At 73.1% G+C, this 22780-nt stretch carries 20 protein-coding genes and 1 pseudogene; 8 read left to right on the top strand and 13 right to left on the bottom strand.

The features are described 5' to 3' along the window. The first annotated feature begins 2 nt into the window (after window positions 1–2). From OO52_RS14415 to OO52_RS14425, 3 genes are all read left to right on the top strand, one after another. The gene (locus OO52_RS14415) at window positions 3–710 is read left to right on the top strand and encodes a response regulator transcription factor (protein ID WP_030652882.1); all 708 of its coding nucleotides are present in this window, start codon (window positions 3–5) and stop codon (window positions 708–710) included. Then, entirely contained in the window at window positions 707–2539 is a 1833-nt protein-coding gene (locus OO52_RS14420; RefSeq protein ID WP_030652885.1) for a sensor histidine kinase, read from the top strand. Before OO52_RS14415 ends, OO52_RS14420 begins: the two co-directional genes overlap by 4 nt. 112 nt (window positions 2540–2651) lie before the next feature. After that, entirely contained in the window at window positions 2652–3101 is a 450-nt protein-coding gene (locus tag OO52_RS14425; RefSeq protein WP_030652897.1) for a DUF6098 family protein, read from the top strand. A 21-nt stretch (window positions 3102–3122) separates the two neighbouring features. Here OO52_RS14425 and OO52_RS14430 read toward each other — a convergent pair whose 3' ends face one another. Together OO52_RS14430 and OO52_RS14435 are read right to left on the bottom strand one after the other, a co-directional pair. After that, on the bottom strand, window positions 3123–3374 hold the full coding sequence (locus OO52_RS14430) for a WhiB family transcriptional regulator (RefSeq protein ID WP_014670730.1): 252 nt from the start codon (window positions 3372–3374) through the stop codon (window positions 3123–3125). Between the two features lie 1027 nt (window positions 3375–4401). Further along, on the bottom strand, window positions 4402–5289 hold the full coding sequence (locus OO52_RS14435; RefSeq protein WP_030652899.1) for a LysR family transcriptional regulator ArgP: 888 nt from the start codon (window positions 5287–5289) through the stop codon (window positions 4402–4404). 66 nt (window positions 5290–5355) lie between these two features. Here OO52_RS14435 and OO52_RS14440 point away from each other — a divergent pair, with 66 nt between their 5' ends. Both OO52_RS14440 and OO52_RS14445 read left to right on the top strand, forming a co-directional pair. After that, window positions 5356–5970, top strand: coding sequence for a LysE/ArgO family amino acid transporter (locus tag OO52_RS14440; protein ID WP_030652902.1), 615 nt, complete (start codon window positions 5356–5358; stop codon window positions 5968–5970). 80 nt (window positions 5971–6050) lie between these two features. Beyond that, window positions 6051–7382, top strand: coding sequence for an MFS transporter (locus tag OO52_RS14445; protein WP_030652905.1), 1332 nt, complete (start codon window positions 6051–6053; stop codon window positions 7380–7382). A gap of 224 nt (window positions 7383–7606) precedes the next feature. Here OO52_RS14445 and OO52_RS14450 read toward each other — a convergent pair whose 3' ends face one another. After that, window positions 7607–8065 (bottom strand): cyclic nucleotide-binding domain-containing protein, encoded by a 459-nt coding sequence (locus tag OO52_RS14450; protein ID WP_030652907.1) that lies wholly within the window; start codon window positions 8063–8065, stop codon window positions 7607–7609. Between the two features lie 298 nt (window positions 8066–8363). After that, window positions 8364–8606, bottom strand: coding sequence for a hypothetical protein (locus OO52_RS14455; RefSeq protein WP_030652910.1), 243 nt, complete (start codon window positions 8604–8606; stop codon window positions 8364–8366). Window positions 8607–8732: 126 nt separating this feature from the next. Here OO52_RS14455 and OO52_RS14460 point away from each other — a divergent pair, with 126 nt between their 5' ends. Continuing rightward, window positions 8733–9167 (top strand): ATP-binding protein, encoded by a 435-nt coding sequence (locus OO52_RS14460; protein ID WP_030652913.1) that lies wholly within the window; start codon window positions 8733–8735, stop codon window positions 9165–9167. Window positions 9168–9401: 234 nt separating this feature from the next. After that, window positions 9402–10268 carry a SigB/SigF/SigG family RNA polymerase sigma factor gene (locus OO52_RS14465; protein ID WP_030652917.1) on the top strand — a complete coding sequence of 289 codons (867 nt, stop codon included), beginning with the start codon at window positions 9402–9404 and terminating at the stop codon, window positions 10266–10268. Between the two features lie 4 nt (window positions 10269–10272). Here OO52_RS14465 and OO52_RS14470 read toward each other — a convergent pair whose 3' ends face one another. From OO52_RS14470 to OO52_RS14490, 5 genes are all read right to left on the bottom strand, one after another. Next, complete coding sequence (locus OO52_RS14470; protein ID WP_030652919.1) at window positions 10273–12495, bottom strand: FUSC family protein; 2223 nt, start codon at window positions 12493–12495, stop codon at window positions 10273–10275. A gap of 96 nt (window positions 12496–12591) precedes the next feature. Beyond that, a complete protein-coding gene (locus tag OO52_RS14475) occupies window positions 12592–12801 on the bottom strand; it encodes a DUF4287 domain-containing protein (protein ID WP_030652921.1) in 210 nt (69 codons plus the stop codon). 96 nt (window positions 12802–12897) lie between these two features. Further along, a complete protein-coding gene (locus OO52_RS14480) occupies window positions 12898–14274 on the bottom strand; it encodes an NAD(P)/FAD-dependent oxidoreductase (protein WP_030652924.1) in 1377 nt (458 codons plus the stop codon). A 196-nt stretch (window positions 14275–14470) separates the two neighbouring features. Continuing rightward, window positions 14471–14905 (bottom strand): ATP-binding protein, encoded by a 435-nt coding sequence (locus OO52_RS14485; protein ID WP_030652926.1) that lies wholly within the window; start codon window positions 14903–14905, stop codon window positions 14471–14473. A 164-nt stretch (window positions 14906–15069) separates the two neighbouring features. Beyond that, a complete protein-coding gene (locus tag OO52_RS14490) occupies window positions 15070–16968 on the bottom strand; it encodes an AMP-dependent synthetase/ligase (protein WP_030652927.1) in 1899 nt (632 codons plus the stop codon). Window positions 16969–17117: 149 nt separating this feature from the next. Between OO52_RS14490 and OO52_RS14495 the strand changes: the two genes are divergently transcribed. Further along, window positions 17118–17351, top strand: coding sequence for a DUF6480 family protein (locus OO52_RS14495; protein ID WP_030652929.1), 234 nt, complete (start codon window positions 17118–17120; stop codon window positions 17349–17351). Window positions 17352–17360: 9 nt separating this feature from the next. On the opposite strand, the gene OO52_RS14500 is transcribed toward OO52_RS14495, so the two are convergent. The 4 genes and pseudogenes from OO52_RS14500 to OO52_RS49600 all read right to left on the bottom strand — a co-directional run. Beyond that, window positions 17361–18449 carry a glutamate--cysteine ligase 2 gene (locus OO52_RS14500; RefSeq protein WP_030652932.1) on the bottom strand — a complete coding sequence of 363 codons (1089 nt, stop codon included), beginning with the start codon at window positions 18447–18449 and terminating at the stop codon, window positions 17361–17363. A 91-nt stretch (window positions 18450–18540) separates the two neighbouring features. Continuing rightward, entirely contained in the window at window positions 18541–20742 is a 2202-nt protein-coding gene (gene glgB, locus OO52_RS14505) for a 1,4-alpha-glucan branching enzyme (RefSeq protein WP_030652934.1), read from the bottom strand. Between the two features lie 3 nt (window positions 20743–20745). Beyond that, on the bottom strand, window positions 20746–22110 hold the full coding sequence (locus OO52_RS14510; protein ID WP_030652936.1) for a maltokinase N-terminal cap-like domain-containing protein: 1365 nt from the start codon (window positions 22108–22110) through the stop codon (window positions 20746–20748). Window positions 22111–22140: 30 nt separating this feature from the next. Beyond that, a pseudogene (locus OO52_RS49600) lies at window positions 22141–22780 on the bottom strand (alpha-glucosidase C-terminal domain-containing protein); the annotation flags it as partial.

Consider the following 22780-nt stretch of genomic DNA (forward strand, 5'->3'; position numbering starts at 1 on the left):
TCGTGTGCGCACATGTGCTGGTCGCCGAGGACGACGAGAAACAGGCCGAACTGATCCGCCGCTCCCTGCTGGCCGAGGGTCACACCGCCACGGTGGTGCACGACGGCGCGGCGGCGCTCGACGCCGCCCGCCGGCTGCGGCCCGACCTCGTCGTCCTGGACCTGATGCTCCCGCTCCTCGACGGCTACGGCGTGTGCCGGGCGCTGCGCGCCGGCCCGGAGCAGCCGGACATCCCGGTGGTCATGCTCACCGCCCGCTCCGCCGAGGACGACCTGTTGCTCGGCCTCGACGTGGGCGCCGACGACTACCTGACCAAGCCGTACAGCCCGCGCGAGCTGATGGCCCGTATCCGTACGGTCCTCAGGCGCAGCGGACGGGGCGTCGGCGCCCGGGACGACGACCCGGTCGTCCGGGCCGCCGGGATCAGCGTCGACCCGGTACGGCACGAGGTGCGCTGCGACGGCGCGCCGGTGGAGTGCACGCCGGCCGAGTTCCAGATCCTGCTGGCCATGGCGGGCGAGCCGGAGCGGGTGTTCACCCGGCGGCAACTGCTGCACTGCACCCGCGGCTTCGACCGGGCCTCCACCGAGCGGGCCGTCGACGTGCACATCATGAACCTGCGCCGGAAGATCGAGGCCGACCCGCGGCGGCCGGTGCGGCTGCTGACCGTGTTCGGCGTCGGCTACAAGCTGAGCGGCACCCGGCGATGAGGCGCCGGATCCCGGTGCGCAAACGGCTGGTCGTCCGGCTGCTGTTCGTCTCCGCACTGATCGCCGTCTGCTCCGTGGCGGCCACCGCCTGGCTCGCCGTGACCACCACCACCAGCGCCCTGAAGGAGGAGCAGGGGCAGGACCTCGCCGCCGACAACCGCATCCTCGCCCAGCTCAGCGGCTACGCCGCCACCCACTCCGACTGGGCGGGGGTCCGGCCGACCCTGCGGGAGCTGGCCGCCCGCACCGGACGCCGGATCGCCCTCACCACCGCCGACCGCACCCTGGTCGCCGACTCCGCGCCCCGCGGCACCCCCCTGCCGCCCCGGCCCGCCGCCACCGTCGACCCGCTGCGCACCGACACCTACACCGAGACCGGCGCCCAGCTCAGCGGCATCGACCCGCGCGTGGTGGGCCCCTACCGGCTGCCGGCCGCGGAACGCGCCAAGCTGGACACGCTGGCCGCGCGACGCGAACAGTGCTACGAGCGCTACGGCCTCCAGGCCACCGTCGAACGGACCGCGAGCGGGCGGCCCGTCGTCACCGTCGCGGACGGCGCCGACCCGTCCGCCTCCGGCGCCGACGTGTGCGAGGACGGCCGGCTCAACATCCCCACCCCGACCGAGCAGAAGGCCCTGGACACCCTGTCCGACCTGGCCCGGCCGTGCCTGCGCAAGAGCGGAATCGACCTCGACGTACGGCTGTTCCTCACCTCCGACCCCCGCAGCAAGGACTCCTTCGGCGGCTACCTGGTCGGCAAGTACGCCAAACCCGCCACCGGCGAGGCCGCGCGGACGGCCGAGCGCTGCGTCCAGGCCGCCCGTCGCACCCAGCTCCAGCCCTATGTCGCCCCGGTGACGGAGCTGTTCCTCGGCATCGGCGACCAGAACCCGGCCCGGTTCGACATGTCACCGGCCAACAAGGCCAAGGTGGTCGGCGTCGCCGGTCTGGTCCTCGCCGTCACCGTCGCCGTGACCGCCGTCGTCGCCGTCCGGCTGGTACGGCCGCTGCGCGCGCTCACCCTCGCCGCGCAGCAGCCGCCCGAGCTGCACGTGCGCGTGCCGGTGACCACCCGCGACGAGACCGGCATCCTCGCCGAGGCCTTCAACGACCTCACCGAGCGCCGCGCCCGCCTCGAAGCCCAGCGCAAGGCCATGGTCAGCGACATCGCGCACGAGCTGCGCAGCCCGCTCACCAACATCCGCGGCTGGCTGGAGGTCGTCCGGGACGGTGTCGTCGACGCCGACCCGGCGCTGCTGGAATCGCTGCACGAGGAGGCACTCGTCCTCCAGCGGATCATCGACGACCTCCAGGACCTCGCCGCGGCCGACGCCGGCACCCTGCGCCTGCACCGCGAGCCGCTGCGGGCCGGCGACCTGCTCGACCAGGTCGCCGCGGCCCACCGCGTCGCCGCCGACGCCGCCGGGGTCGCCCTGCGCACCGAGGCCGACGCCGCCGCCTGGCTGGACGCCGACCCGGTGCGGATGCGGCAGGCCCTCGGGAACCTGGTCTCCAACGCGCTGCGGCACACCCCCGCCGACGGCACCGTCACGCTCGCCGCCCGCCGGGACGGCGACGAGGCCGTGCTCACCGTCACCGACACCGGCTCGGGCATCGCCCCCGAGGACCTGCCGCTCGTCTTCGAGCGGTTCTGGCGCGCGGAGAAGTCCCGCAGCCGCCGCACCGGGGGCAGCGGGCTCGGCCTGTCGATCGTCCGGCACCTGGTGGCCGCCCACGGCGGCACCGCCGGGGTCACGAGCGAGCCGGGGGCGGGAACGGTCTTCACGCTGCGGCTTCCGGCCGCGCCGCCGCCCGGCGACGAGCCGTGAGAGGCGCGACGGGCCCCGAGAGCGGAGCGAGGGGATCCGGTTTCCGGCGCGCGCCGGGGGTACTCCGGTCGCGCAGGCGCAGCACAGGGAGGCAGCACAGGGAGGTCATGCCATGAGCGGACCGGACGACCTGCCAGTCTTGTCCACGCTGGCCGAAGTGGCCCGCCTGGTGGAACGGCACCGGGGTCTGTACGTGCGCTGGTCCAAGGGGCCGGGCACCGATCTCGACGACGTCTCCAGCACCGACGAACTGACCGGCGTCCCCATGCCCGGGCTGTCCGCCAACCCGCTCGACGTGGAGAACTGGTGGGAGGACCGGTCGGTGGAGCTGTGGGTGGCGCGCCGCCTCTACGACTACGCGCACCTGCCGCACGACAAGGGCCCCGGTGTGCGCCCCTGGGTCCTGCGGGGCCGCGAGACGGGCCGGGGCCCCGACAACGAGCCGCTCGTGGCCGACGTCGAGCCGCTGTGCTGGATCGCCGACGAGGTGATCGACGCGGCCCGGGACGAGGTGAGCCGGCAGGAGCGGGAATGGGGGACCCTGCGCCGCGGTGGCCGCTGAGTCCCCCCGCCGGGCCGCCGGTCAGCCGGAGCGCTGCCGGGAGCGGGCACGGCGCCGCAGCGCCCGGCGTTCCAGCTCCGTCGTACCGCCCCAGACCCCGATGCTCTGGCCCGTGTCCAGCGCCCAGTCCAGGCACTGCTCCCGGACCGGGCAGCGTCCGCACACCGCCTTGGCCTGCTGGGCCTGCACCTGCGCGGGTCCGGTGGTGCCGATCGGGAAGAACAGATCGGGGTCCTCGTGGCGGCACGCGGCATGTTCGCGCCAGTTGTCCATCGGAATCTCCTGGTTCGGAATCGAAGTCGTCCGTGCCTGTCGCATGCGTCGCCGATGGGTCGTGGAGGCGTTCCGCACGCGTTCTCCGGTTTCGGGTGACCGGTCAAGAGGGCGTGAAACGGCGCAAGGGGCGGAGATCGCGTGACGAGCGCGCGGCGGCCACCCCGGGGGGCGCCGGCCCGGCGGGGCCGTACCCGGTCAACAGGCCGCGCGGCGGGGCGCGGAGGACACCGGACCGCCCGACCAGGCGGGCGGCGACGGCGAGTTCGAACCGGCCGACCGCCAGGGGTTGGCGGGGGGAGTTGGAACCGGCCGACCGCCAGGGGTTGGCGGGGGGAAGTTGGAACCGGCCGACTGCCGGGGGCCGGCGACGGGGAGTTCGAACCGGCCGACCGCCGGGGGCCGTCCGGCGCCGACGAGGTGACGGATCGCCGGACGAGGACAGCGTCCGGGCCCCGTCGGCTTCAGCGGGAGCGGGCAGGGGCACGGCGGCTCGTCCCGTCGGCCTCCGGCACCGACGAGCGCCACGGCGGCTCGCGCCACCGGGCTCCAGTGCGGGAGCGGTATGGCGTCCCGGTCTGGTCGGGGTTGGGCGTCGGAGCGGAGTGCGCCGCAGTGTCCTCGTCCGGTCGGCGTTCCGTTCCGGTCAGCGGGGACGGCGGCGCGGCGTTTTGGCCCTGCGTGCTCCAGTGCGGGAGCGGTACGGCGTCCCGGCCTGGCCGGGGGTGGCCGTCGGAGCGGAGTGCGCCGCAGTGTCCCCGTCCGGTCGGCGTTCCGTTCCGGTCAGCGGGGACGGCGGCGCGGCGTCTTGGCCCTGCGTGCTCCAGTGCGGGAGCGGTACGGCGTCCCCGTCTGGCCGGGGTCCGGCGCCACGAGCGGGCTGCGCCAGGGTGTCCCAGCCCGGGCGGCCTTCCGCGCCGGTCAGCGGTACGGCGTCTCGGCCCGGCTGGGCTCCCGTGCCGAAGCGGCGCGGCGCGGCGGCACAGCCTCTTCGGCGCCACGGCTTCGTCCCGGCGGGTTGCGGCGGTCAGCCGCGCAGTGTCTCTGCCGCCGTCGTCGTCACCGCCTCGGCCAGGGACGCCAGTGCGGGGGAGTCGAGCTTCCACTGCTGCCAGTACAGCGTGACGTCCATCCATTCGCCGGGGGCGAGCACGACCAGCCGCCCCCGGTCGAGCAGCGGGCCGGCCTGTACCTCCGGGACCATGCCCCAGCCGAGCCCCGCCGCGACCGCGTCCAGGAACCCCTCCGAGGTGGGCACGTGGTGCCGGAACGGGCCGGCGGAGGCGCGGCCCAGCCGGCGGGCGAACCCGTCCTGGAAGTCGTCCTTGCGGTCGAACACCACGACGGGCGCCCGGGACAGCGCCTCCGGCAGGGACCGCCCGTCGAGGTGGGCCGCGGTGAACTCGGGGGCGGCGACCGGCAGATAGCGCATCCGGCCCAGCGGACGGACCGTGCAGCCGGGCACCGGATCGGACGAGGAGGTCACCGCCGCCATCACCAGGCCCTCGCGCAGCAGCGCCGCCGTGTGGTCCTCGTCCTCCCGGTGCAGCTCGTAGCAGAGGCCCGCCACCCTGGTCAGGGCCGGCAGGAACCAGGTCGCCAGCGAGTCCGCGTTCACCGCGACCGACACCCGCGTCGGCTCCCCGGTGCCGTTCAGCCCCAGCTCGCCCCAGGCGTCCCGTTCCAGCCGGGCGAGCTGCCGGGCGAACCGCACGAGCACCGCGCCGGACTCCGTGGGCCGCACCGGTTTGGTGCGCTGGAGCAGCACCCGGCCGGTGCGCTGTTCGAGGGCCTTGACCCGCTGGCTGACGGCCGACGGCGTCACGTGCAGCGCGGCGGCGGCCGCGTCGAAGGTGCCCTCGTCCACCACGGCCAGCAGCGTCCGCACCTGTTCCAGAGGCAGATCGGTCATCACGAGCACTAATGGTACGTAAAAATCTTTAGCTGTACTTGTGACCAGGAGTTTCCTAGCGTCGACGGCATGAACCACGCCCTGACCGCCGCGGCCGCCGGCTTCGGCACCGGCCTGTCCCTGATCGTCGCCATCGGCGCCCAGAACGCCTTCGTCCTGCGGCAGGGGGTGCGCCGGGACGCCGTGCTCGCCGTCGTCGGCATCTGCGCCCTGTCGGACGCGGCGCTCATCGCGCTCGGCGTCGGCGGGGTCGGCGCGGTCGTGGTCGCCTGGCCCGGCGCGCTGCGGGCGATCGGGATCGTCGGCGGTGTGTTCCTGCTCTGCTACGGCGCCCTGGCCGCCCGCCGGGTGCTCAGACCCGGCACCGGGCTGCGCGCGGAGGGCGAGGCGGCGGGCTCGCGCCGCCGGGCCGTGCTCACCTGCCTGGCGATGACCTGGCTCAACCCGCACGTCTACCTGGACACCGTGTTCCTGCTGGGTTCCCTGGCCGCCGACCGGGGCCCACTGCGCTGGACGTTCGGGCTCGGTGCCGCGTTCGCCAGCCTGTGCTGGTTCGCCGCACTCGGCTTCGGCGCCCGGCTGCTCGGCCGGTTCCTGGCCCGGCCGGGCGCCTGGCGGGTCCTGGACGGGCTGGTCGCCCTCACCATGCTGGCCCTCGGCGCGACCCTGGTCGCCGGATCGTGAGACTCGTTCGTGGCGCACAGGAGTTCCTGGGACAGTTAGGCTCTCGAAACGAAAAGGTGTAACGAGCAACCAGGACATCCGTGGACACGAGCGAGAGCAGCAGCACCGGGACCGACCGGCCCGAGAGCCGGCCGGAGAGCCGGTCCGAGACCCACGCGCCGGCGGCCGACGACCCGCCCCGGCGCGGCTGGCGCCGCTGGGCGATGGACACCCGGCCCCTGCGGATCCCGGCGTACCGGCGCCTGTGGTCGTCCACGATCGTCACCGCCGTCGGCAGCCAGCTCACCGCGGTCGCCGTACCGAAGCAGATCTACGACATCACCCACTCCTCGGCCTGGGTCGGCTACGCGAGCCTCGCGGGCCTCGTGCCCATGGTGGTCTTCGCGCTGTGGGGCGGGGCGGTCGCCGACACGGTGGACCGGCGCAAGCTGCTGCTGGTCACCAACATCGGCATCGCGGTGACCTCGCTGCTGTTCTGGGCGCAGGCCGTCACCGGTCTGGACTCGGTCGTCGGCCTCATGGTCCTGCTCGCGCTGCAACAGGCGTTCTTCGGGCTCAACTCGCCCGCCCGCACCGCCTCCATCGCCCGGCTGGTCCCCGCGGAGCAGCTGCCGGCCGCCAACGCGCTCGGCTCTACGGTGATGCAGACCGGCCTGGTGGCCGGCCCGCTGCTCGCCGGTGTGCTCATCCCGGTCATCGGGCTGCCGGAGCTGTACCTGATCGACGCGCTGGCGCTGTGCGTGACGGTGTGGGCCGTCTTCCGGCTGCCCGCGCTGCCGCCGCTCGGCGCCACCGCCCGCCGGGCGGGCCTGCGCGCGATAGCGGAGGGCTTCCGTTACATCTCCCGGCACAAGGTGCTGCTGCTGTCCTTCCTCGCCGACATCGTCGCCATGGTGTTCGGCATGCCCCGCGCCCTGTTCCCGGAGCTGGCCGCGCACACGTACGGCTCCTACGGCGAGGGCCTCGCGCTCGGTGTGCTGTTCGCCGGCATCCCGGTCGGCGCGGTGCTCGGCGGCCTGTTCTCCGGGGTCTTCTCGCGGGCCCGCCGGCACGGCTGGATGGTCATCGGCGCGGTCGTCGGCTGGGGTGTGGCCGTCGCCGGGTTCGGGCTGAGCGGGAACCTCTGGGTCGCCGTCGCCTTCCTCGCCGTGGCCGGGGTCGCCGACATGGTCTCCATGGTGTTCCGCGGCGCCATCCTGCTGTCCGCCGCGACCGACGAGATGCGCGGCCGGATGCAGGGCGTGTTCACGGTGGTCGTCGCGGGCGGGCCGCGCCTGGCCGACGTACTGCACGGCACCGCCGGTGCGGCCTTCGGCCCGCGGGCCGCCGTCGCGGGCGGCGGAGCCCTGGTCGTCGTGGTGATGCTGGCCCTGGCCGCCGCCGTGCCGGCCCTGCGCCGCTACCGGATCTGAGCGCCCGGCGCACCCGGGGCCCGGCGGGCCCGATGCCCCGGGCCCTGTCGGACCCTCCCGGCGTCGCGGGGCCTGGCACGCGCATCTGCCGCGTTGTCGTCGGCTGCCGGCTGCCCCGCGCTCGGCTGCGCTCGCGCGGGGGGACCCCCATCGCGTTGTCGCCGTCCTCCGCCTTGCGGCTGCACGTACCGGACCGCTCGGCTCGGCTCGATGGCGCCGCTCCTCTAGATCGGGCTGCTGCGCCGCCGCATCGTGTACTGCTCCATCAGCTTTCCCCGGGTCGTCTCCAGGCGGTGGGCGAGGATCTCGGCCACCGTCCGCACCAGCGAGAGCCCGAGCAGCGGGTCCTCCACGCACAGCCCGAGCACGGACGGCCCGTCGAACTCGTAGGCCCGTACGTTGCTGAAGGCCACCGCGCCGAAGTCCCACTCGTACGGCGGGAACAGCCAGGACCAGCCGAGCATGTCGCCCGCGCCCAGCGTGGCCACGGTCACCCGCTGCCGCGAGGTGACCTGCTGGTCGAGGTGGACCGCGCCCGAGCGGATCACCCAGAACCGGTCGGCGGTGCCGCCGGCCTCGAAGATGTGGGTGTCCTCCGGGAAGGACGCCTCCTTCGCCAGCTCCATCAGGCGCTCGCGCTGCGCCTGGGGGAGGGCGGTCAGCAGTTTGATCGCTTTGGTCATGGCGCATGACTCCTCGCCGGCGGCGGTTGCGGTCCGGGTGCTGGGCTGGCGAGCCCGTTTCGGCAGTGCTCCCAAAGCCCATTTCAGCCGCTGTGACCGTCCGGAGCACGTCGAGGGGAGCGGATCTCCACCGGCGTGTCGCGCCGGGGCAGCGAAAAGCCCTGGCTGGACGGGGGAAACCAGCCAGGGCCGTATGTGGTGACACGAGGAGCGGGGAAGGACGGTTCCGCACCGCTCCCGCGTCACTTATGGATGAACCATAAACCATCTGCCGTACTTTTGGGTAACCGGAAGCGGGTCAGGTGACCTGTTTCACTCCTTCCGCCCGCACCGGGCCCCCGCCCGGGCGGACGATCTCCTCAAGCACCCGCAGCACCGCCTCGAACGCCCGGGCCCGGTCCGCCGCCTCCCGCGCGCCCTCCGGGTCCGTCGCCGTCAGGCTCCGGGCCCGCTCCCGCCAGGCCCGTTCCTCCTCGGCCGCGCGCTCCTGGCCCCGCCGGATCCGCCGCAACAACTCGTCCGCGTCCACCACATCGGTCATGCCCGGCGGGTACCCGCTCGATCCGCCGTGATGACACCGGCACTGAGGGTGTTTGACATCGCCCGCAGGGGTCAGCCGAAAGGTGAAGAGAACCCTGCAATCCGGGCACCGCTCAAGGAGGAAGGGATGCTCGAAAAGCACCGGACCAGTTCCACCGCGACCCTGCCGGAGACGCACGGCCGGGTGCCGTGCCGGCCGGCCGAGGCCCGCAGAACGGTGGAGCGCGTCATGACCGAGCGGTGCCGGGCCCGCGCCCTGCCGTGTCCTCCCGAGGCCGTCGCGGACGCACTGCTGGTCACTTCGGAACTCACCACCAACGCCCTGCTGCACGGGGGTGGCATCACCGGCTTCGACGTCGACGTCGAAGCCGGCGGCGTCCGCGTCTCGGTGAGCGACAACAGCGACGACCTCCCGGTCGCCGACCCGGCCGGCGAGGAACGCGGCCACGCCCGCCCGGGCGGCCGTGGCTGGCCCATCGTGTGCCGGCTGGCCCGGGACGTCCGGGTGGCGGAGCTGCCTCGCGGCGGCAAGTGCATCACGGCCCTCGTGCCGCTGCGCTGAAGCGGTTTCGGAAGTTCCGCTCACCGCGTTTGCGCGTGGGGGCGAGGGGCAGACGGAATCTCGTGCTTCGGACCGGAGGCGCGCGCCCCGCGGGGACAGTCCCGCTGCCTGGGCCCCCCTTCCGGCGGGCCCGGTGGCTCACCCGCGGCGAACCCTGACACCACCGTTCGGGCCAGGACCCGGAACCGCAGTTCCGGCCGTGTGCCCTGAAACCACGTTCAGGAGCGATTCCGCATGCTGACCGACATGTCGACAAGCCGTCCCGGCACGACCGCCACCGCCGGCGACACCGCCGGTGCCGCCGCGGCGCCCACCCGGCGCAACCACGACGACGCTCCGGACACCGTGGAGCTGTTCGTCCGGCTGGCGGAACTGGAGGACGGACCCGAGCGGGACGCCGTACGCGACGAACTCGTCACCGCCTGGCTCCCCATGGCCCACCGGATCGCCGGCCGGTTCCGCGACCGGGGCGAGTCCGTCGAGGACCTGCGCCAGGTGGCGGCCCTGGGCCTGGTGAAGGCCATCGACCGCTTCGACCCCTCGCGCGGGGCTTTCGAGAGTTACGCCGTGCCGACCATCACCGGCGAGGTCAAGCGGCACTTCCGCGACCGGATGTGGGCCCTCAGGGTGCCGCGCCGGGTGCAGGAACTGCGCAACCGGGTGCGGGTGGCACGGCGGGAACTCACCCAGAACCCCGGCAGCCCCGAGCCCACGGTCGCCGACATCGCCGCCCACACCGGGCTCAGCGAGGAGGACGTGACCGCCGGCATGGAGGCGCTGGAGAGCTTCAGCACCCTGTCGCTGGACGCCGAACTCTCCAGCGGCGACGACGGCTACAGCCTCGCCGACACCCTCGGTGCCACGGACACCTCCTACGACGTCGTGGTCGACCGCGAGGCCGCCAAGGAGGGGCTGCGCCGACTGCCCGAGCGCGAGCGGGCCATTCTCTACATGCGTTTCTTCGAGGACATGACCCAGAGCCGCATCGCCGACCGGCTCGGCATCTCCCAGATGCACGTCTCCCGACTGATCAGCCGTAGCTGCGCCCGCGTCCGTGACGAGGTGCTGGGCAGCCGCCGCCCCGGCGCCGACCCGCGGTGAGCGCTCACTTCCGCGGCTGGGCCGGCCCGCCGGCCAGGCCCAGCGGCCGGGCCAGGCCGGAGACGGCCTCGTCCAGGCGCTGCAGATGGCGCAGTACCCGGTCGGTCACGCGGCCGTAGCGCGGGGTGCGCAGGGTGCCCGGCTCCAGCATCGACGCGATGCTGGGGCCGGTCTCGATCTGTGCGGGGGACTTCGGGTCCGCGACGTGCGCGGCGATCGCCTCGATGTTGTGCACGATCCGCCGGCCCGCCCCGCGCAGCCGGGGATCCGCAGCGATCGCGGGATGCGTCGGCAGCAACTCGGCCGTGGCCGCGAGCGACCGCCCGTGGTACGCGCAGGTCTCCAGCAGCGCCACCACATAGCGGGCCGTGTTCCGGCGCGAGCGCATCGGGGTGATCGGATGCGTGAGCGGCTGGGTGGCCGCGCGCAGGTCGGCCAGCGCCTGGTCCAGCTCGCGCGCCTGCTCCACCAGATCGCCGCCCGCCCCGCCGCTGAGCTGGTCGACGGCGCCCCGTGTGACGTCGGCGAGCCGGTCCAGCACCGCGACCAGCAGCTCGTTGGTACGGCGGTCGGTGTGGACCGGCAGCACCACGGCCGCCGCGATCACCCCGCAGGCCGCGCCGAGCGCCGTCTCCTCGATCCGCAGCACCAGCACCGACAGGCTGTAGGTGTTCAGCAGCGTGTACAGCAGCCCCAGCATGGCCGTCACGAAGAACGACATCAGCGTGTACGACAGGGGCGCGGTGTAGAACATCGCGAAGATGAACAGCAGCACCAGCGCGAACGCCGTCCAGGTGTGGTGCCCCACCAGGGCGGCGAGCCCGATGCCGGCCACCACGCCGAGCACCGTGCCCAGCAGCCGCCGGTAGCCCTTCACCAGGATCTCGCCGGTGGAGGCGGTGTTCAGGAAGACGATCCAGCAGGTCAGCACCGCCCAGTACCAGCGTTGGGTGGACAGCAGCTCACCGCCGGCGATGGCCAGCGAGGAGCCGACGGCGACCTGGACGGCGGCCCGGGTGGTGGGGCGTTCCAGGCCGGTCGGCTCCGGCTCCGCCGTCTCGCTCTCCTCGCTGCTCTCGATCGCGGCGTCCTCCGCGTCCAGCTCCTCGCGTGAGCGGGCGGTCGCCGGGGTGTCGTCGGACTCGTCCTGCGGCCCCTCAAGGGCGACCCGCAGGCCCAGGGCGGCCCGGGCGGCCTCGCCCAGACCCCGGAAGACGTCCTGCACGGCCGGCGAGGCCTGCGGCAGGTTCTCCTCCTCGCGGTAGCCGAGCAGCCGGTTGCGCACCTGGGCGAGCGCCGTCCCCGACGCCTCCCCGGCCGGGCGCAGCATCAGCAGCCGCAGCGCCTGCAGATTCCGGCGCAGAGCGGCCGTCGCCTCGTCCCGCACCGGCAGCTCGCCGCCGGAGGGCAGCGGGGCGCCCGGCAGGTGCAGGGTGAGGGTGTCGGTCCGCTGCGCGCTGCGCGCGGTGAGCAGCAGCAGGCCGAGCCGCTCGGCGGCGATCTCCGCGTCCGCGATCCGGCGCTGGAGCAGCCGGGCCACCGCCGGGTCCGGGGTGCCGTCCTCCAGCCGGCCCTGGATCAGCAACGCCGTCTCGTGCAGCCGCGCGGTGCCGGTGCGCAGGTCCGCGAGCACCTTCTCGGCCTCGTCGGGACCGGCGTCCAGCAACTCGGCCTGGCTGGCGAGCAGCTGGGCGAGCCGGGCGCGGAAGGCCCGCCGCAGCCGGTCCAGGGTGCCCGCCGGGGTCTGCGGCAGCAGCACGAACCGGGCGACGGCGCTGCACGCGAACGCCACGCAGATGACGCCGTACAGCTCGGGCAGCACGGACGCGGTGGCGCCCACGAACAGCGACAGGAAGTAGACCTGGAAGCCGATCAGCCCCAGTGCCGTGCCCCGGTCACCGAACCGGCGGCCGTAGACGGCGCAGAAGATGAGGACGACGAAGAACAGGTCGCCGGCGACGACCCGTTGGTTGAGCAGCGCGCCCAGCGACACCGAGGCCAGCGCCACCGGCAGGCCGACCGCCAGCGTCACGGCCTGCTGGGCGCGCTGCTTCTCCCGGATGGCGAAGGTGGCCACCATCGCCGCGATCGCCCCGGCGACCAGCTGGGGCACCGGGACGTGCAGCGCGGCGAGGACGGCGAGGGTGAGGGCGATCGCGGTGACCGTGCGCAGTCCCGCGGTCAGCCGGAGCAGTCCGGGGTCCGACGCCGCGAGCCGGTCCCACATCCGTACCCGTCCCGACCGTCCCACTGCCCTCACGCCGCCGTGCTCTCTCCCGTGCCGGAAATCGATCTCCGACCCAGCATCGCACGCGGCCCCGGCTCACCTGCCTTCGGCCAGGGTGGCGGCGACCAGCGCGTTGGCGTGTCCGTGCCCTACACCGTGCTCGGACTTCAGCCAGGCGACCAGCTCCATGTGCTTGGTCAGCGGCGAGGAGCGGATCAGCTCCTGCCACTCGCCGACCGGGCGGCCGTACTTCTTCTCGATCGACGGGAAGTAGCTCGCCGGGCCCTTGACGTTCTTCTCGGTCATGCCGGGGTGTCCCCTCCGTGTGACGTTCGCGGTCACCTGAGAAGACCGCCGGTCCGCACGGAAGTGATCGGCGGTCCCTCGGTGATCCACGTCACGTCACGGATGGTCGATGCCCGCGCCTTCCACCCGGGCCCGGACCTGTTCCGGTGTCAGGTAGGAGTCGGTGAACTCGAAGTCCTTCAGCCGGGCGGGCTTGCGGGCCTGGAAGCCGGTACGGACGAAGTCGTCGCCCGCGACCGCGTTCAGCAGCCAGTTGGTCATCACCCGGGCCTTGGCGACGTTGGTGCGCAGCGCCGACCAGTGGTAGCCGCGGGCCACCGCCTGCGCGGGCACCCCGCGCAGCTCGATCCCCAGCGGCTTGGACACCGCGTCCTTGCCGCCGAGGTCGACGACCAGGCCCAGGTCCTTGTGGACGTACGGCTGCATCTGCTGCCCGCGCAGCGTCGCGATGACGTTGTCGGCGACCTTCCTGCCCTGCCGCATGGCGTGCTGCGCGGTGGGCGGGCAGACCGCACCCTCCTCACCCTTGGCCAGGTCCGGCACGGCGGCCGAGTCGCCGAGCGCGAAGACCCCGTCGTGGCCCGGCAGGCACATTTCGGCGGTGACCGCGAGCCGGCCCTTGACCGTCTCCGCGCCGAGCGTGGCGATGAGCGGGCTGGCGACCACCCCGGCCGTCCAGATCAGAGTGTGCGTCGGCACCACTCGGCCGTCGGTGAAGGTCACCTCCTCCGGGCCGGCCTTGTCGATCGACACGCCCAGCGAGACCTCGACGCCGCGCCGCTTGAGGATCTCCTGCGCGCTGCGGCCGAGCTTGTCGCCCAGCTCGGGCATCAGCTTGGGCGCGATGTCGATCAGGTGCCACTTGATCAGGCCGGGGTCCAGCCGCGGGTAGCGCTGCACGGCCGCGTGCGTCAGCCGCTGGAGGCAGGCCGCGGTCTCGGTGCCCGCGTAGCCGCCGCCGACCACCACGAACTGCAGCCGCGCGGCCTTTTCGGCCGGGTCGTCGCTGGCGTCCGCCAGGTCGAGCTGCGAGATGACGTGGTCGCGGATGTAGGCGGCCTCGGCGAGGGTCTTCATCCCGAAGGCGTGCTCGGTCAGGCCCGGGATGTCGAAGGTGCGGGTCACGCTGCCCGGGGCCAGCACGATGTAGTCGTAGGGCACGTTGACGATCTTGTCGGTGATGGTGCGGACGACGCACACCTTGGCCTTCAGATCCACGCCGATCGCACCGCCCGGGATGATCCGGGTGCGGTACTTCTTGCTGCGGCGCAAGGACAGGGCGATCGACTGCGGCGTGAGCACGCCGGAGGCGACCTGGGGCAGCAGCGGCAGATAGAGCTGGTAGGCGAATGGCGTCACCAGCGTGACGTCGGCCTCGTCGAGGCCGAGTTTCCGCTCCAGGCGGCGGACGCATCCGACTCCGGCGAAGCCTGCGCCAACCACCAGGATCCTGGGTCGTGTCACGGTGTTCATCCCTTTCTGCGGCTCCAGGCGGTCCGACTCGACGCCGTTCGCATGCCCTGGATCGCTCTGCGCCAACTCCGATCCCACCGTTCCTCCAGCCGTTCCGCCAGCTGGGTACGGCAGGCAGACGAACGCGTGGGGACCAGCATGCCCCCACTGGGGGGTGGAGTAACCGGCTGGCGCACACCTACACGTCGAACACCTGTCACCAGGGCAGGAACGCGTGGATGTCCTTGCCGTGGTCGTGCACGACCACACTGACCTGGGTGCACAGCGTGTGCACCAGGTGCCAGCCGATGCCGCCACCGCCCGTGTGCGGGTGGAACGGCCGTGGCTCCGGCTTGGTCGTGCTGGTGTCCCGCATCGTCACGTGCACACCGTCGAACGTGCGGCGCATGCGCAGGTCGAACGGGCCGGGCGCGTACTGGATCGCGTTCGCGGCCAGTTCGGTCACGACCAGCAGGATGTCGTCCCAGTACTCGTGCGCGCCCGGCGGTGCGTCCCGGGCGAGGGCGCACAGGAACTCCTCCGCCGCGAGCCGCGCCCCCGTGACGTTGCGCAGCTCACCGGGGAAGGAGAACGTGCGCTCGTACTTCTCCTCCGAGGGCGGTGTGTCGTCCCAGCGCGGCTCCGTCACCATCTCGCATTCCCCGGCCCCGGCCCGGAAGGGGCCGGGGACGGCCTCTTCCGACCAGAACGGTCGTCGTTGCTGATCTCTCGCTGCGCTGCGGGTTCCCCCAGCCGCGCAGGCTATCCGTCTCCCCTTGACCCGGCCGCCCGTACGTCGTACTCCCGCGGCCCTCGTCAGCGGAAGACATCGTCCGGTTCGTCCCACTCGGCCGGCTCCTGCGGACCCGGCCGCGACCGGGAGCGGGCCTGGTACATCGCCTCGATCTCGGCCGCGTAGTGCCGTACGACGGCGTCCCGGCGCAGCTTCATGGACGGCGTCAGCAGGCCGTTGTCCGGTGCGAACGGTTCCTGGAGGACACGGTAGACCCTGATGGACTCCGCGCGGGACACCGCACTGTTGGCGGAGGCCACCGCCCGCACGATCTCCTCCCGCAGCGCGTTCTCCTCCCGGGTCTCCCTGCCCTGGGGGTCGCCCTGCAGTGCCAGGGCGGCCCGCCAGTCCGCGAGGAACTCCGGGTCCAGGGTGATCAGGGCACCCACGCACGGCCGGTCGTCGCCGATCACCACGGCCTGGTGGACCAGCGGATGCATCCGAAGCCGCTGCTCCAGCGGGGCCGGGGCCACGCTCTTGCCGCCCCTGGTGACGATGATGTCCTTCTTGCGCCCGGTGATCGTCAGATAGCCCTCGGAGTCCAGCCGTCCGATGTCCCCGGTGGCCAGCCAGCCCCCGCGCAGCGCGGCCCGGGTGGCCCGCTCGTCGCTGATGTAGCCCTGGAACACCGACGGACCGCGCACCAGGATCTCCCCGTCGTCGGCCACCTGGATCTCGGTGCCGGGCAGCGGCAGGCCCACGGTCCCGGACTTCTCCCGGCCCAGCGGCTGCATGGTGATCCCGCCGGAGGCCTCGGTGAGCCCGTACCCGTCGTGGAGGTACACGCCGATGCCCTCGTAGAACAGGCACAGTTCGCGGTCGAGCGCGCTGCCGCCGGAGGTGCCGCGCACCACCCGGCCGCCGAGCGCGGCCCGCAGCCTGCGGTACACCGTCCGCTCGTACAGGGCGTGTTGCAGTCGCAGATCCAGACCGGGACCCGGCCCGGTGCCCAGCCGCCGGCGCTCCTCCGCCGCGGCGAAGTCACGCGCGGTCTGCGCGGCCCGCTCGAACAGCGCGCCCCGGCCCGCCTGTCGGGCGGTGCGCAGAAAGGTCTTGTAGAGCTTCTCGAACACCGACGGCACGCCGTACAGGTACGTCGGCCGGAACGTGCTCAGGGCCGACGCCAGAGCCGGCCCGGTCAGCTCCGGCTCGTGCGCCATCAGGACCCCGCCGCGCACGCACATCAGCATGATCATGATGCCGTAGACGTGCGAGAACGGCAGGAACGCCAGCACGGACGGCTGCTCGCCCGGGGGCGCGGCGGTGTGCGCCCAGCCGGCCAGCAGCGTGTCACAGGGATAGGCGAGACCACGGTGGCTGAGCGCGCAGCCCATCGGGCGCCCCGAGGTGCCGGAGGTGTAGACGACGGCCGCCGTGGAATCCGGCAGCACGATCCTCCGCAGCGACTCCACCGTGGTGTACGGGACGGCCGTGCCCCGCTCCACGAGGTCCGGCAGGGCGCCCGCGTCGAGCTGCCAGACGTGCCGCAGCCGCGGCAGCCGGGTGCACACGGTGCCGACGGTCATGACGCCCTGCTCGTCCTCCACGACCACGGCCACACAGCCCGCGTCCCGCAGGATCCACTCCACCTGGTCCCGCGAGGAAGCCGGATGGACCGGCACGATCTCGGCGCCGACCGCCCACAGCGCGTGGGCGAGCACCGTCCACTCGTAGCGGGTGCGGGCCATCAGGGCCACCCGGTGGCCGGGCGAGATCCCGGCGGCGATCAGGCCCTTGGCCAGGTCGACCACCTCGTCCCGCAGCTCGACCGCCGTCACCTCCTGCCAGCCGGCAGCGGCCGGAACGGGCCGGCGCGCGAGGACCGGCAGTGCCGGATCCCGTTCCGCCATGGCGAACACGCTGTCGGCGAGGCCGCCGGTGAGCGGCGGGGCGACGGCGGGACCGGGGGCGAGGTTCCGCATGCGCTGCTCCTGGGGTACGGAGGGTCACTCCGCCGATCGGCTCGGTGTCGGCGGTGCTCGAATGTAGCCCAGGCAAGCGCGTTCGGTGACGGTAACGTGTAAGTCGTGATCGGCTGATGATGTGGGCGTGTCCTGGGGACTCGGGAGACATGAGTCATGTGAACCCCGATCCGGAACCCGAGCGCACGACCGGTCTGGAACCAGGTGGGGGAGTTCCGCCCGGTGAGACCCCGCCGGCCGAGAGCAGCATGCCCGAGGCCGGCCCCCGCGAGCCGCACGTCCAGCACAGAGGCTGGGCCAAGGCACCGCTGACCCTGATCCTGCTGCTGGTCGTCCTGATCGCGGCCTTCTTCCTGGTGTACGCCCTGGTACTGATCCTCTGACCGGCCCGCTCAGGCCTGTGTGCGCCGCACGCACTCGGTGACGACGTCCCGCAGGCTGCCGGTGTGCTCCAGCAGCCGGCGCTGCTCCCGTGCGCCGTTGCCCGTGCGCAGCAGCTCCTCGACGGCCCGCTCGGCACGGGCCGCGTCGCCGCTCTCGCTGAGCGCGTCCCCCGTGTACTCCAGCAAGGAGCGCAGCACCCGGGGCGCGCGCCGGGGCCGCATGGTCGACGGGTCGAGCAGGTCCTCCTCCAGGCCGTACCGGGCGGCCTGCCAGTCGGCCAGCCGCAGCAGGCTCACGCCCGGGTCGGGTGCCGACCGGCCCGCCCGCCACTCCCGGGCGGTCGTCTCCACGAGGGCACGGCAGAGCGTCGCGATCAGTACGGCGCTCTCCGCGCTCAGGCACACGTCCGCCACCCGGATCTCCACCGTCGGGTAGCGGGCGGACAGCCGTGCGTCGAAGTAGGCCATGGCCTCGTCGAGGATGACCCCGGTGGCCACCATGTCGGCCACCTTGCGGTGGTACCCCTCGGCGGACCCGAACGGCTCGGTCGGCCCGGCCGACGGCCACCGGTTCCACACCCGGCTGCGGTAGCTGGCGTAGCCGGTGTTCCGGCCCCGCCAGAACGGGGAGTTCCCGCTGATCGCGCGCAGTACCGGCAGCCACGGACGGAGCCGGTCGAGGACCGCGACGCCCTCCTCGTCGGACTCCACCGACACATGGACGTGGCAGCCGCAGACCAGTTGCTCCCAGGTGGGTATGCCGAACCGCTCGGCCAGCCACTGGTACCGGTCGTTCACGCTGAGGGAGGGACTGACCGGCAGCGGAGAGGTGGCCAGCGCGGCGACCGCGCAGCCGATCTGCCCGGCGTGCCGGGCCGCCTCCTTGCGGCAGCGGACGATCTCGTCACCGAGGTCCGCCATGTCCGACTGCGGATGCGTGGCGAACTCCAGCATCTGCCCGAACAGCTCCTTCTCGAAGACGTCCTGTCCGGGATCGTCCTGGGCCGCATGGGCGAGGACGGCCGCCGCCAGCGCCTTCGGGTCGCCGCTGTCCGGATCGACCAGAAGGAGTTCCTCCTCCACTCCGACGGTGCGCACGTGGTGCCGCCCTTCTGTCCGTGCCACGAGGGGCAGTCGCTGTCTGTACGACCCCGACTGCCCCTCGTACGGCCGCCGACACCTGCGGCTTTCAGCCCTCCGGCGTCAGCCAGACGGTGGCGAGCGGGGGCAGCGTCAGCTTCAGGAACCCCTCCTCCGGCTTGACCGGCCCCTCGGTGCGGACGCCGCTGCCGCCGTACCGGGTGTCGTCGGTGTTCAGCGCCTCGCGCCAGGCGGGCAACACGTCGGGGACCCACAGGCGGTAGTCGTGCCGGACGACCGGGGAGAAGTTCGACACCGCCAGCAGCGGGCCGCCGTCGGCGGCGAAGCGCAGGAACGCCAGGACGTTGTCGTCCGCCGCGTCGCACAGCACCCACCGGAAGCCGCCCGGGTCGGTGTCCCGCTGCCACAGCGCCGGCGTCGCCCGGTACACCGTGTTGAGGTCCCGCACCAGGGACTGCACGCCCCGGTGGTCGCCGGCGGAGTGGTAGTCGTCGGAGAGGAGCCACCACTCCGGGCCGTGCGTGTGCGACCACTCGGCTCCCTGGGCGAACTCCTGCCCCATGAACAACAACTGTTTACCGGGGTGCGCCCACATGAACCCGAGGTAGGCCCGGTGGTTGGCGCGCCGCTGCCACCAGTCGCCGGGCATCTTCGACACCAGAGCCTGCTTGCCGTGCACCACCTCGTCGTGGGAGATGGGCAGCACGTAGTTCTCGCTGTAGGCGTACACCATCGAGAAGGTCATCTCGTTGTGGTGGTACTTGCGGTGGACCGGCTCCTTCTGGATGTACTCCAGCGAGTCGTGCATCCAGCCCATGTTCCACTTCAGCCCGAAGCCGAGCCCGCCGCTGTCCGTCGGCCGGGTCACCCCGTCCCACGCCGTGGACTCCTCGGCGATGGTCACCACGCCCGGGCAGCGCCGGTACACGGTGGCGTTCATCTCCTGGAGGAAGGCGACCGCGTCCAGGTCCTCCCGGCCGCCGAACACGTTGGGCTCCCACTGCCCGGAGTCCCGCGAGTAGTCCAGGTAGAGCATGGAGGCGACCGCGTCCACGCGCAGCCCGTCGATGTGGAACTCCTCGCACCAGTACACCGCGTTCGCGACGAGGAAGTTGCGCACCTCGGTGCGGCCGTAGTCGAACTCGTACGTCCCCCAGTCCGGGTGCTCCGCCCGCAGCGCGTTCCCGGGCTCGTACAGCGGGTCCCCGTCGAACCGGGCCAGCGCCCAGTCGTCCTTGGGGAAGTGCGCCGGCACCCAGTCCATGATCACGCCGAGGCCAGCCCGGTGACAGGCGTCCACGAAGTACCGGAAGTCGTCCGGCGAGCCGAGCCGGGGCGTCGGCGCGTAGTAGGAGGTGACCTGGTAGCCCCAGGACCCGGTGAACGGGTACCCGGCCACCGGCATCAGCTCCACGTGGGTGAAGCCCATCTCCTTGACGTACGGCGGGAGTTCCTCAGCGAGCTGACGGTAGGTCAGCCCCGGCCGCCACGACGGGAGGTGTACCTCGTACACCGAGAACGGCGCCTGGTGCACGGGCGTGTCACCGCGGTGCGCCATCCACTCCGCGTCGCCCCACTCGTAGTGCGAGGACGTCACGACCGACGCCGTGTCCGGCGGCACCTCCGTGCCCCGCGCCATCGGGTCGGCCTTCAGGAACCGGTGCCCGTACCGCGAGGTGATCTCGAACTTGTACCGGGTGCCCTCGCCGATCCCGGGCAGGAACAGTTCCCACACCCCGGACGCGCCGAGCGACCGCATCGGGTACTGCGTGCCGTCCCAGTACGTGAAGTCCCCGGCCACCCGCACCCCCTGGGCGTTCGGCGCCCACACGGTGAAGCGGGTGCCGGCCACGCCCTGGTGGACCATCGGCTCGGCCCCGAGCGCCCGCCAGAGCTGCTCGTGCCGGCCCTCCCGGATCAGGTGCAGGTCGAGCTCGCCGAGGGCGGGCAGGAAGCGGTACGGGTCGTGCACCTCCTGCTCGGCGTCGTCGTACGCCACCAGCAGCGTGTACGGCGGGACCTCCGCGCAGGGCAGGACGGCGGCGAACAGACCGTCGCCCTCCGACCGCAGCTCGGTCGGACTGCCGTCGATCACGACGCTCACCATCCGGGCGTTCGGGCGCAGCGCCCGGAACAGCGTGCCGCCCGGTACCGGGTGGGCGCCCAGCAGGGCGTGCGGATCGTGGTGCGCGCCGGCCAGCAGCCGGCCGCGGTCGGCGGGGTCCAGGGCCACGGCCGCGGGCGGCTTGGGCCCCGCGGCCTCGGGGCGCGTGGTGTCCTTCAGTGCCATGAGTCAGCCTCCCCACACGGCGAGCCGTTTGATCGCCGCCATCGGTACCGGCAGCCAGTCGGGCCGGTGTCTCGCCTCGTACAGCACCTCGTAGACCGCCCTGTCCGTCTCGTGCGCGCGCAGCAGCGCGTGCTTCTTGCGTGGGTCCCAGCCGGCGCGGACCGCGTAGCCCGCGCAGAACGCCTCCCGGCAGCGGCGCGCCCACTCGGGTCGCCAGGGGCGGCGCTGCCGGGCCGCGTAGTCGAAGGAGCGCAGCATCCCGGCGACGTCCCGCACCGGGGACTGCGGGGCCCGCCGCTCGGTGAGCGGACGGGACGGTTCTCCCTCGAAGTCGATGACGAACCAGTCGCGTCCGGCCCGCAGCACCTGCCCGAGGTGCAGATCGCCGTGGATGCGCTGGGCGGGCGGCCCGGTGTCGCACGTGGCGAGCGCCGCGAACGCGGCCTTCAGACCGGGCACGTAGGGCAGCAGCCCGGGGACGGCGTGCGCGGCGGCGTCGAGCCGCGCGCACATCGCCTCGGCCGTACGGCCGTTCTCGCCCGGCCCGGCCGGCGGGAAGGCCTCGGCCAGCGCCAGGTGCACCTCGGCCATGGCCCGGCCCAGCGCGCGGGCCTCGGCGGTGAAGTGGTCGCCCGCGGCGAGCGCGCGCAGCGCCAGCGTCCAGCCGTCGGTGGCGTCCGGCAGGAACGGCTGGAGCACCCCGAGGGTGGCCGGGCGCGGGGCGGTCGTGGTGAACCAGGCCACCGGCGCGGGCACCCGGGTGCAGCCCTGCGCGGTCAGCGCCGCCGGCACCTCCAGGTCCGGGTTGACACCCGGCTGGATCCGGCGGAACAGCTTGAGGATGTACGCGTCGCCGTACACGATCGAGGAGTTGGACTGCTCGGCGTCCAGCAGCCGCGGCGGCAGACCGCCGGGCAGGTGGGCGGCCGGGTCCGTCTCGAACCGCAGCGGGCCCGCCGCACCGGGCTGCCGCAGCCGCTCCAGCAGCAGATGCGCCGAGCGCGGGTCGTGCAGGGCGTCGTACACCGCGAGCCCGGCCAGCGGGCCGTCCACGGCGCGCCCGATGAACGCCCGTTCCAGCCGCGGGGCGAGGTGCTGACGCAGGCCCAGCAGCAGCTGGTAGCAGTCCCCGGGCGGGGGAGTGCCGCCGGGGGTGGGCACCGGCACGTGCGAGGCGTGCACCAGCAGGTGCAGACACCCCGGGAACAGCTCCGTCACGGACAGCACCGAAAGATCGGTGACCGGCCGGTCCTTGCCCGCGAACCAGCGTTGCCTCGGCAGCCAGTCGCGCAGCAGCCCGCCCAACGAGGCCAGTGGCCCGTCGGGCCCGGCCGCGGTGCGCGGTCGGGGGGTGATGGTCTTCGGCATGGTGACGCGTCCTTTCCTCGGCGCCGGCGTTCAGCGGCGGCGGCCGATGCGGGATGCGACTCGGGTGAGCCGGAACCAGTAGAAGCCGTGGCCTTGCAGGGTGAGCAGGTAGGGCAGCTCACCGATGGCGGGGAAGCGCACACCGCCGATCAGCTCGACGGGGTGCCGCCCGTCGTAGGCCCGCAGGTCGAGTTCGGTGGGCTGGGCGAAGCGGGAGAAGTTGTGGACGCACAGCACGAGGTCGTCCTCGTACTCGCGCAGGAAGGCGAGCACCGCCGGGTTCGACGACGGCAGCTAGCCGTAGACCGGGTCCATGATCGTGGGGAGGTAGAGCCGGCCGGGGTCGCACGTCGAGAAGCCGGCGTTGCGGTCCGGGGTCCACTGCATGGGGGTGCGGACGGCGTCGCGGTCGCCGAGCCAGATGTTGTCGCCCATGCCGATCTCGTCGCCGTAGTACAGGATCGGTGAGCCGGGCAGGGACAGCAGCAGGGCGGTGAACAGCTCGATCTGGTTGCGGTCGTTGTCGAGCAGGGGCGCGAGGCGGCGGCGGATGCCGATGTTGGCGCGCATGCGCGGGTCCTTGGCGTACTCGGCCCACATGTAGTCGCGTTCCTCGTCGGTGACCATTTCGAGGGTCAGCTCGTCGTGGTTGCGCAGGAAGATGCCCCAC

The sequence above is a fragment of the Streptomyces flaveolus genome, assembly GCF_000716535.1.
GTDB lineage: Bacteria > Actinomycetota > Actinomycetes > Streptomycetales > Streptomycetaceae > Streptomyces > Streptomyces flaveolus_A.

Excerpts from the sequence above, each read along its gene's own strand:
- OO52_RS14420 (WP_030652885.1), top strand. The coding sequence starts at position 707 with ATGAGGCGCCGGATCCCGGTGCGCAAACGGCTGGTCGTCCGGCTGCTG.
- OO52_RS14425 (WP_030652897.1), top strand. The coding sequence starts at position 2,652 with ATGAGCGGACCGGACGACCTGCCAGTCTTGTCCACGCTGGCCGAAGTG.
- OO52_RS14430 (WP_014670730.1), bottom strand. The coding sequence starts at position 3,374 with ATGGACAACTGGCGCGAACATGCCGCGTGCCGCCACGAGGACCCCGAT.
- OO52_RS14440 (WP_030652902.1), top strand. The coding sequence starts at position 5,356 with ATGAACCACGCCCTGACCGCCGCGGCCGCCGGCTTCGGCACCGGCCTG.
- OO52_RS14450 (WP_030652907.1), bottom strand. The coding sequence starts at position 8,065 with ATGACCAAAGCGATCAAACTGCTGACCGCCCTCCCCCAGGCGCAGCGC.
- OO52_RS14455 (WP_030652910.1), bottom strand. The coding sequence starts at position 8,606 with ATGACCGATGTGGTGGACGCGGACGAGTTGTTGCGGCGGATCCGGCGG.
- OO52_RS14460 (WP_030652913.1), top strand. The coding sequence starts at position 8,733 with ATGCTCGAAAAGCACCGGACCAGTTCCACCGCGACCCTGCCGGAGACG.
- OO52_RS14465 (WP_030652917.1), top strand. The coding sequence starts at position 9,402 with ATGCTGACCGACATGTCGACAAGCCGTCCCGGCACGACCGCCACCGCC.
- OO52_RS14470 (WP_030652919.1), bottom strand. The coding sequence starts at position 12,495 with ATGTGGGACCGGCTCGCGGCGTCGGACCCCGGACTGCTCCGGCTGACC.
- OO52_RS14475 (WP_030652921.1), bottom strand. The coding sequence starts at position 12,801 with ATGACCGAGAAGAACGTCAAGGGCCCGGCGAGCTACTTCCCGTCGATC.
- OO52_RS14480 (WP_030652924.1), bottom strand. The coding sequence starts at position 14,274 with ATGAACACCGTGACACGACCCAGGATCCTGGTGGTTGGCGCAGGCTTC.
- OO52_RS14485 (WP_030652926.1), bottom strand. The coding sequence starts at position 14,905 with ATGGTGACGGAGCCGCGCTGGGACGACACACCGCCCTCGGAGGAGAAG.
- OO52_RS14490 (WP_030652927.1), bottom strand. The coding sequence starts at position 16,968 with ATGCGGAACCTCGCCCCCGGTCCCGCCGTCGCCCCGCCGCTCACCGGC.
- OO52_RS14495 (WP_030652929.1), top strand. The coding sequence starts at position 17,118 with ATGAGTCATGTGAACCCCGATCCGGAACCCGAGCGCACGACCGGTCTG.
- glgB (WP_030652934.1), bottom strand. The coding sequence starts at position 20,742 with ATGGCACTGAAGGACACCACGCGCCCCGAGGCCGCGGGGCCCAAGCCG.
- OO52_RS14510 (WP_030652936.1), bottom strand. The coding sequence starts at position 22,110 with ATGCCGAAGACCATCACCCCCCGACCGCGCACCGCGGCCGGGCCCGAC.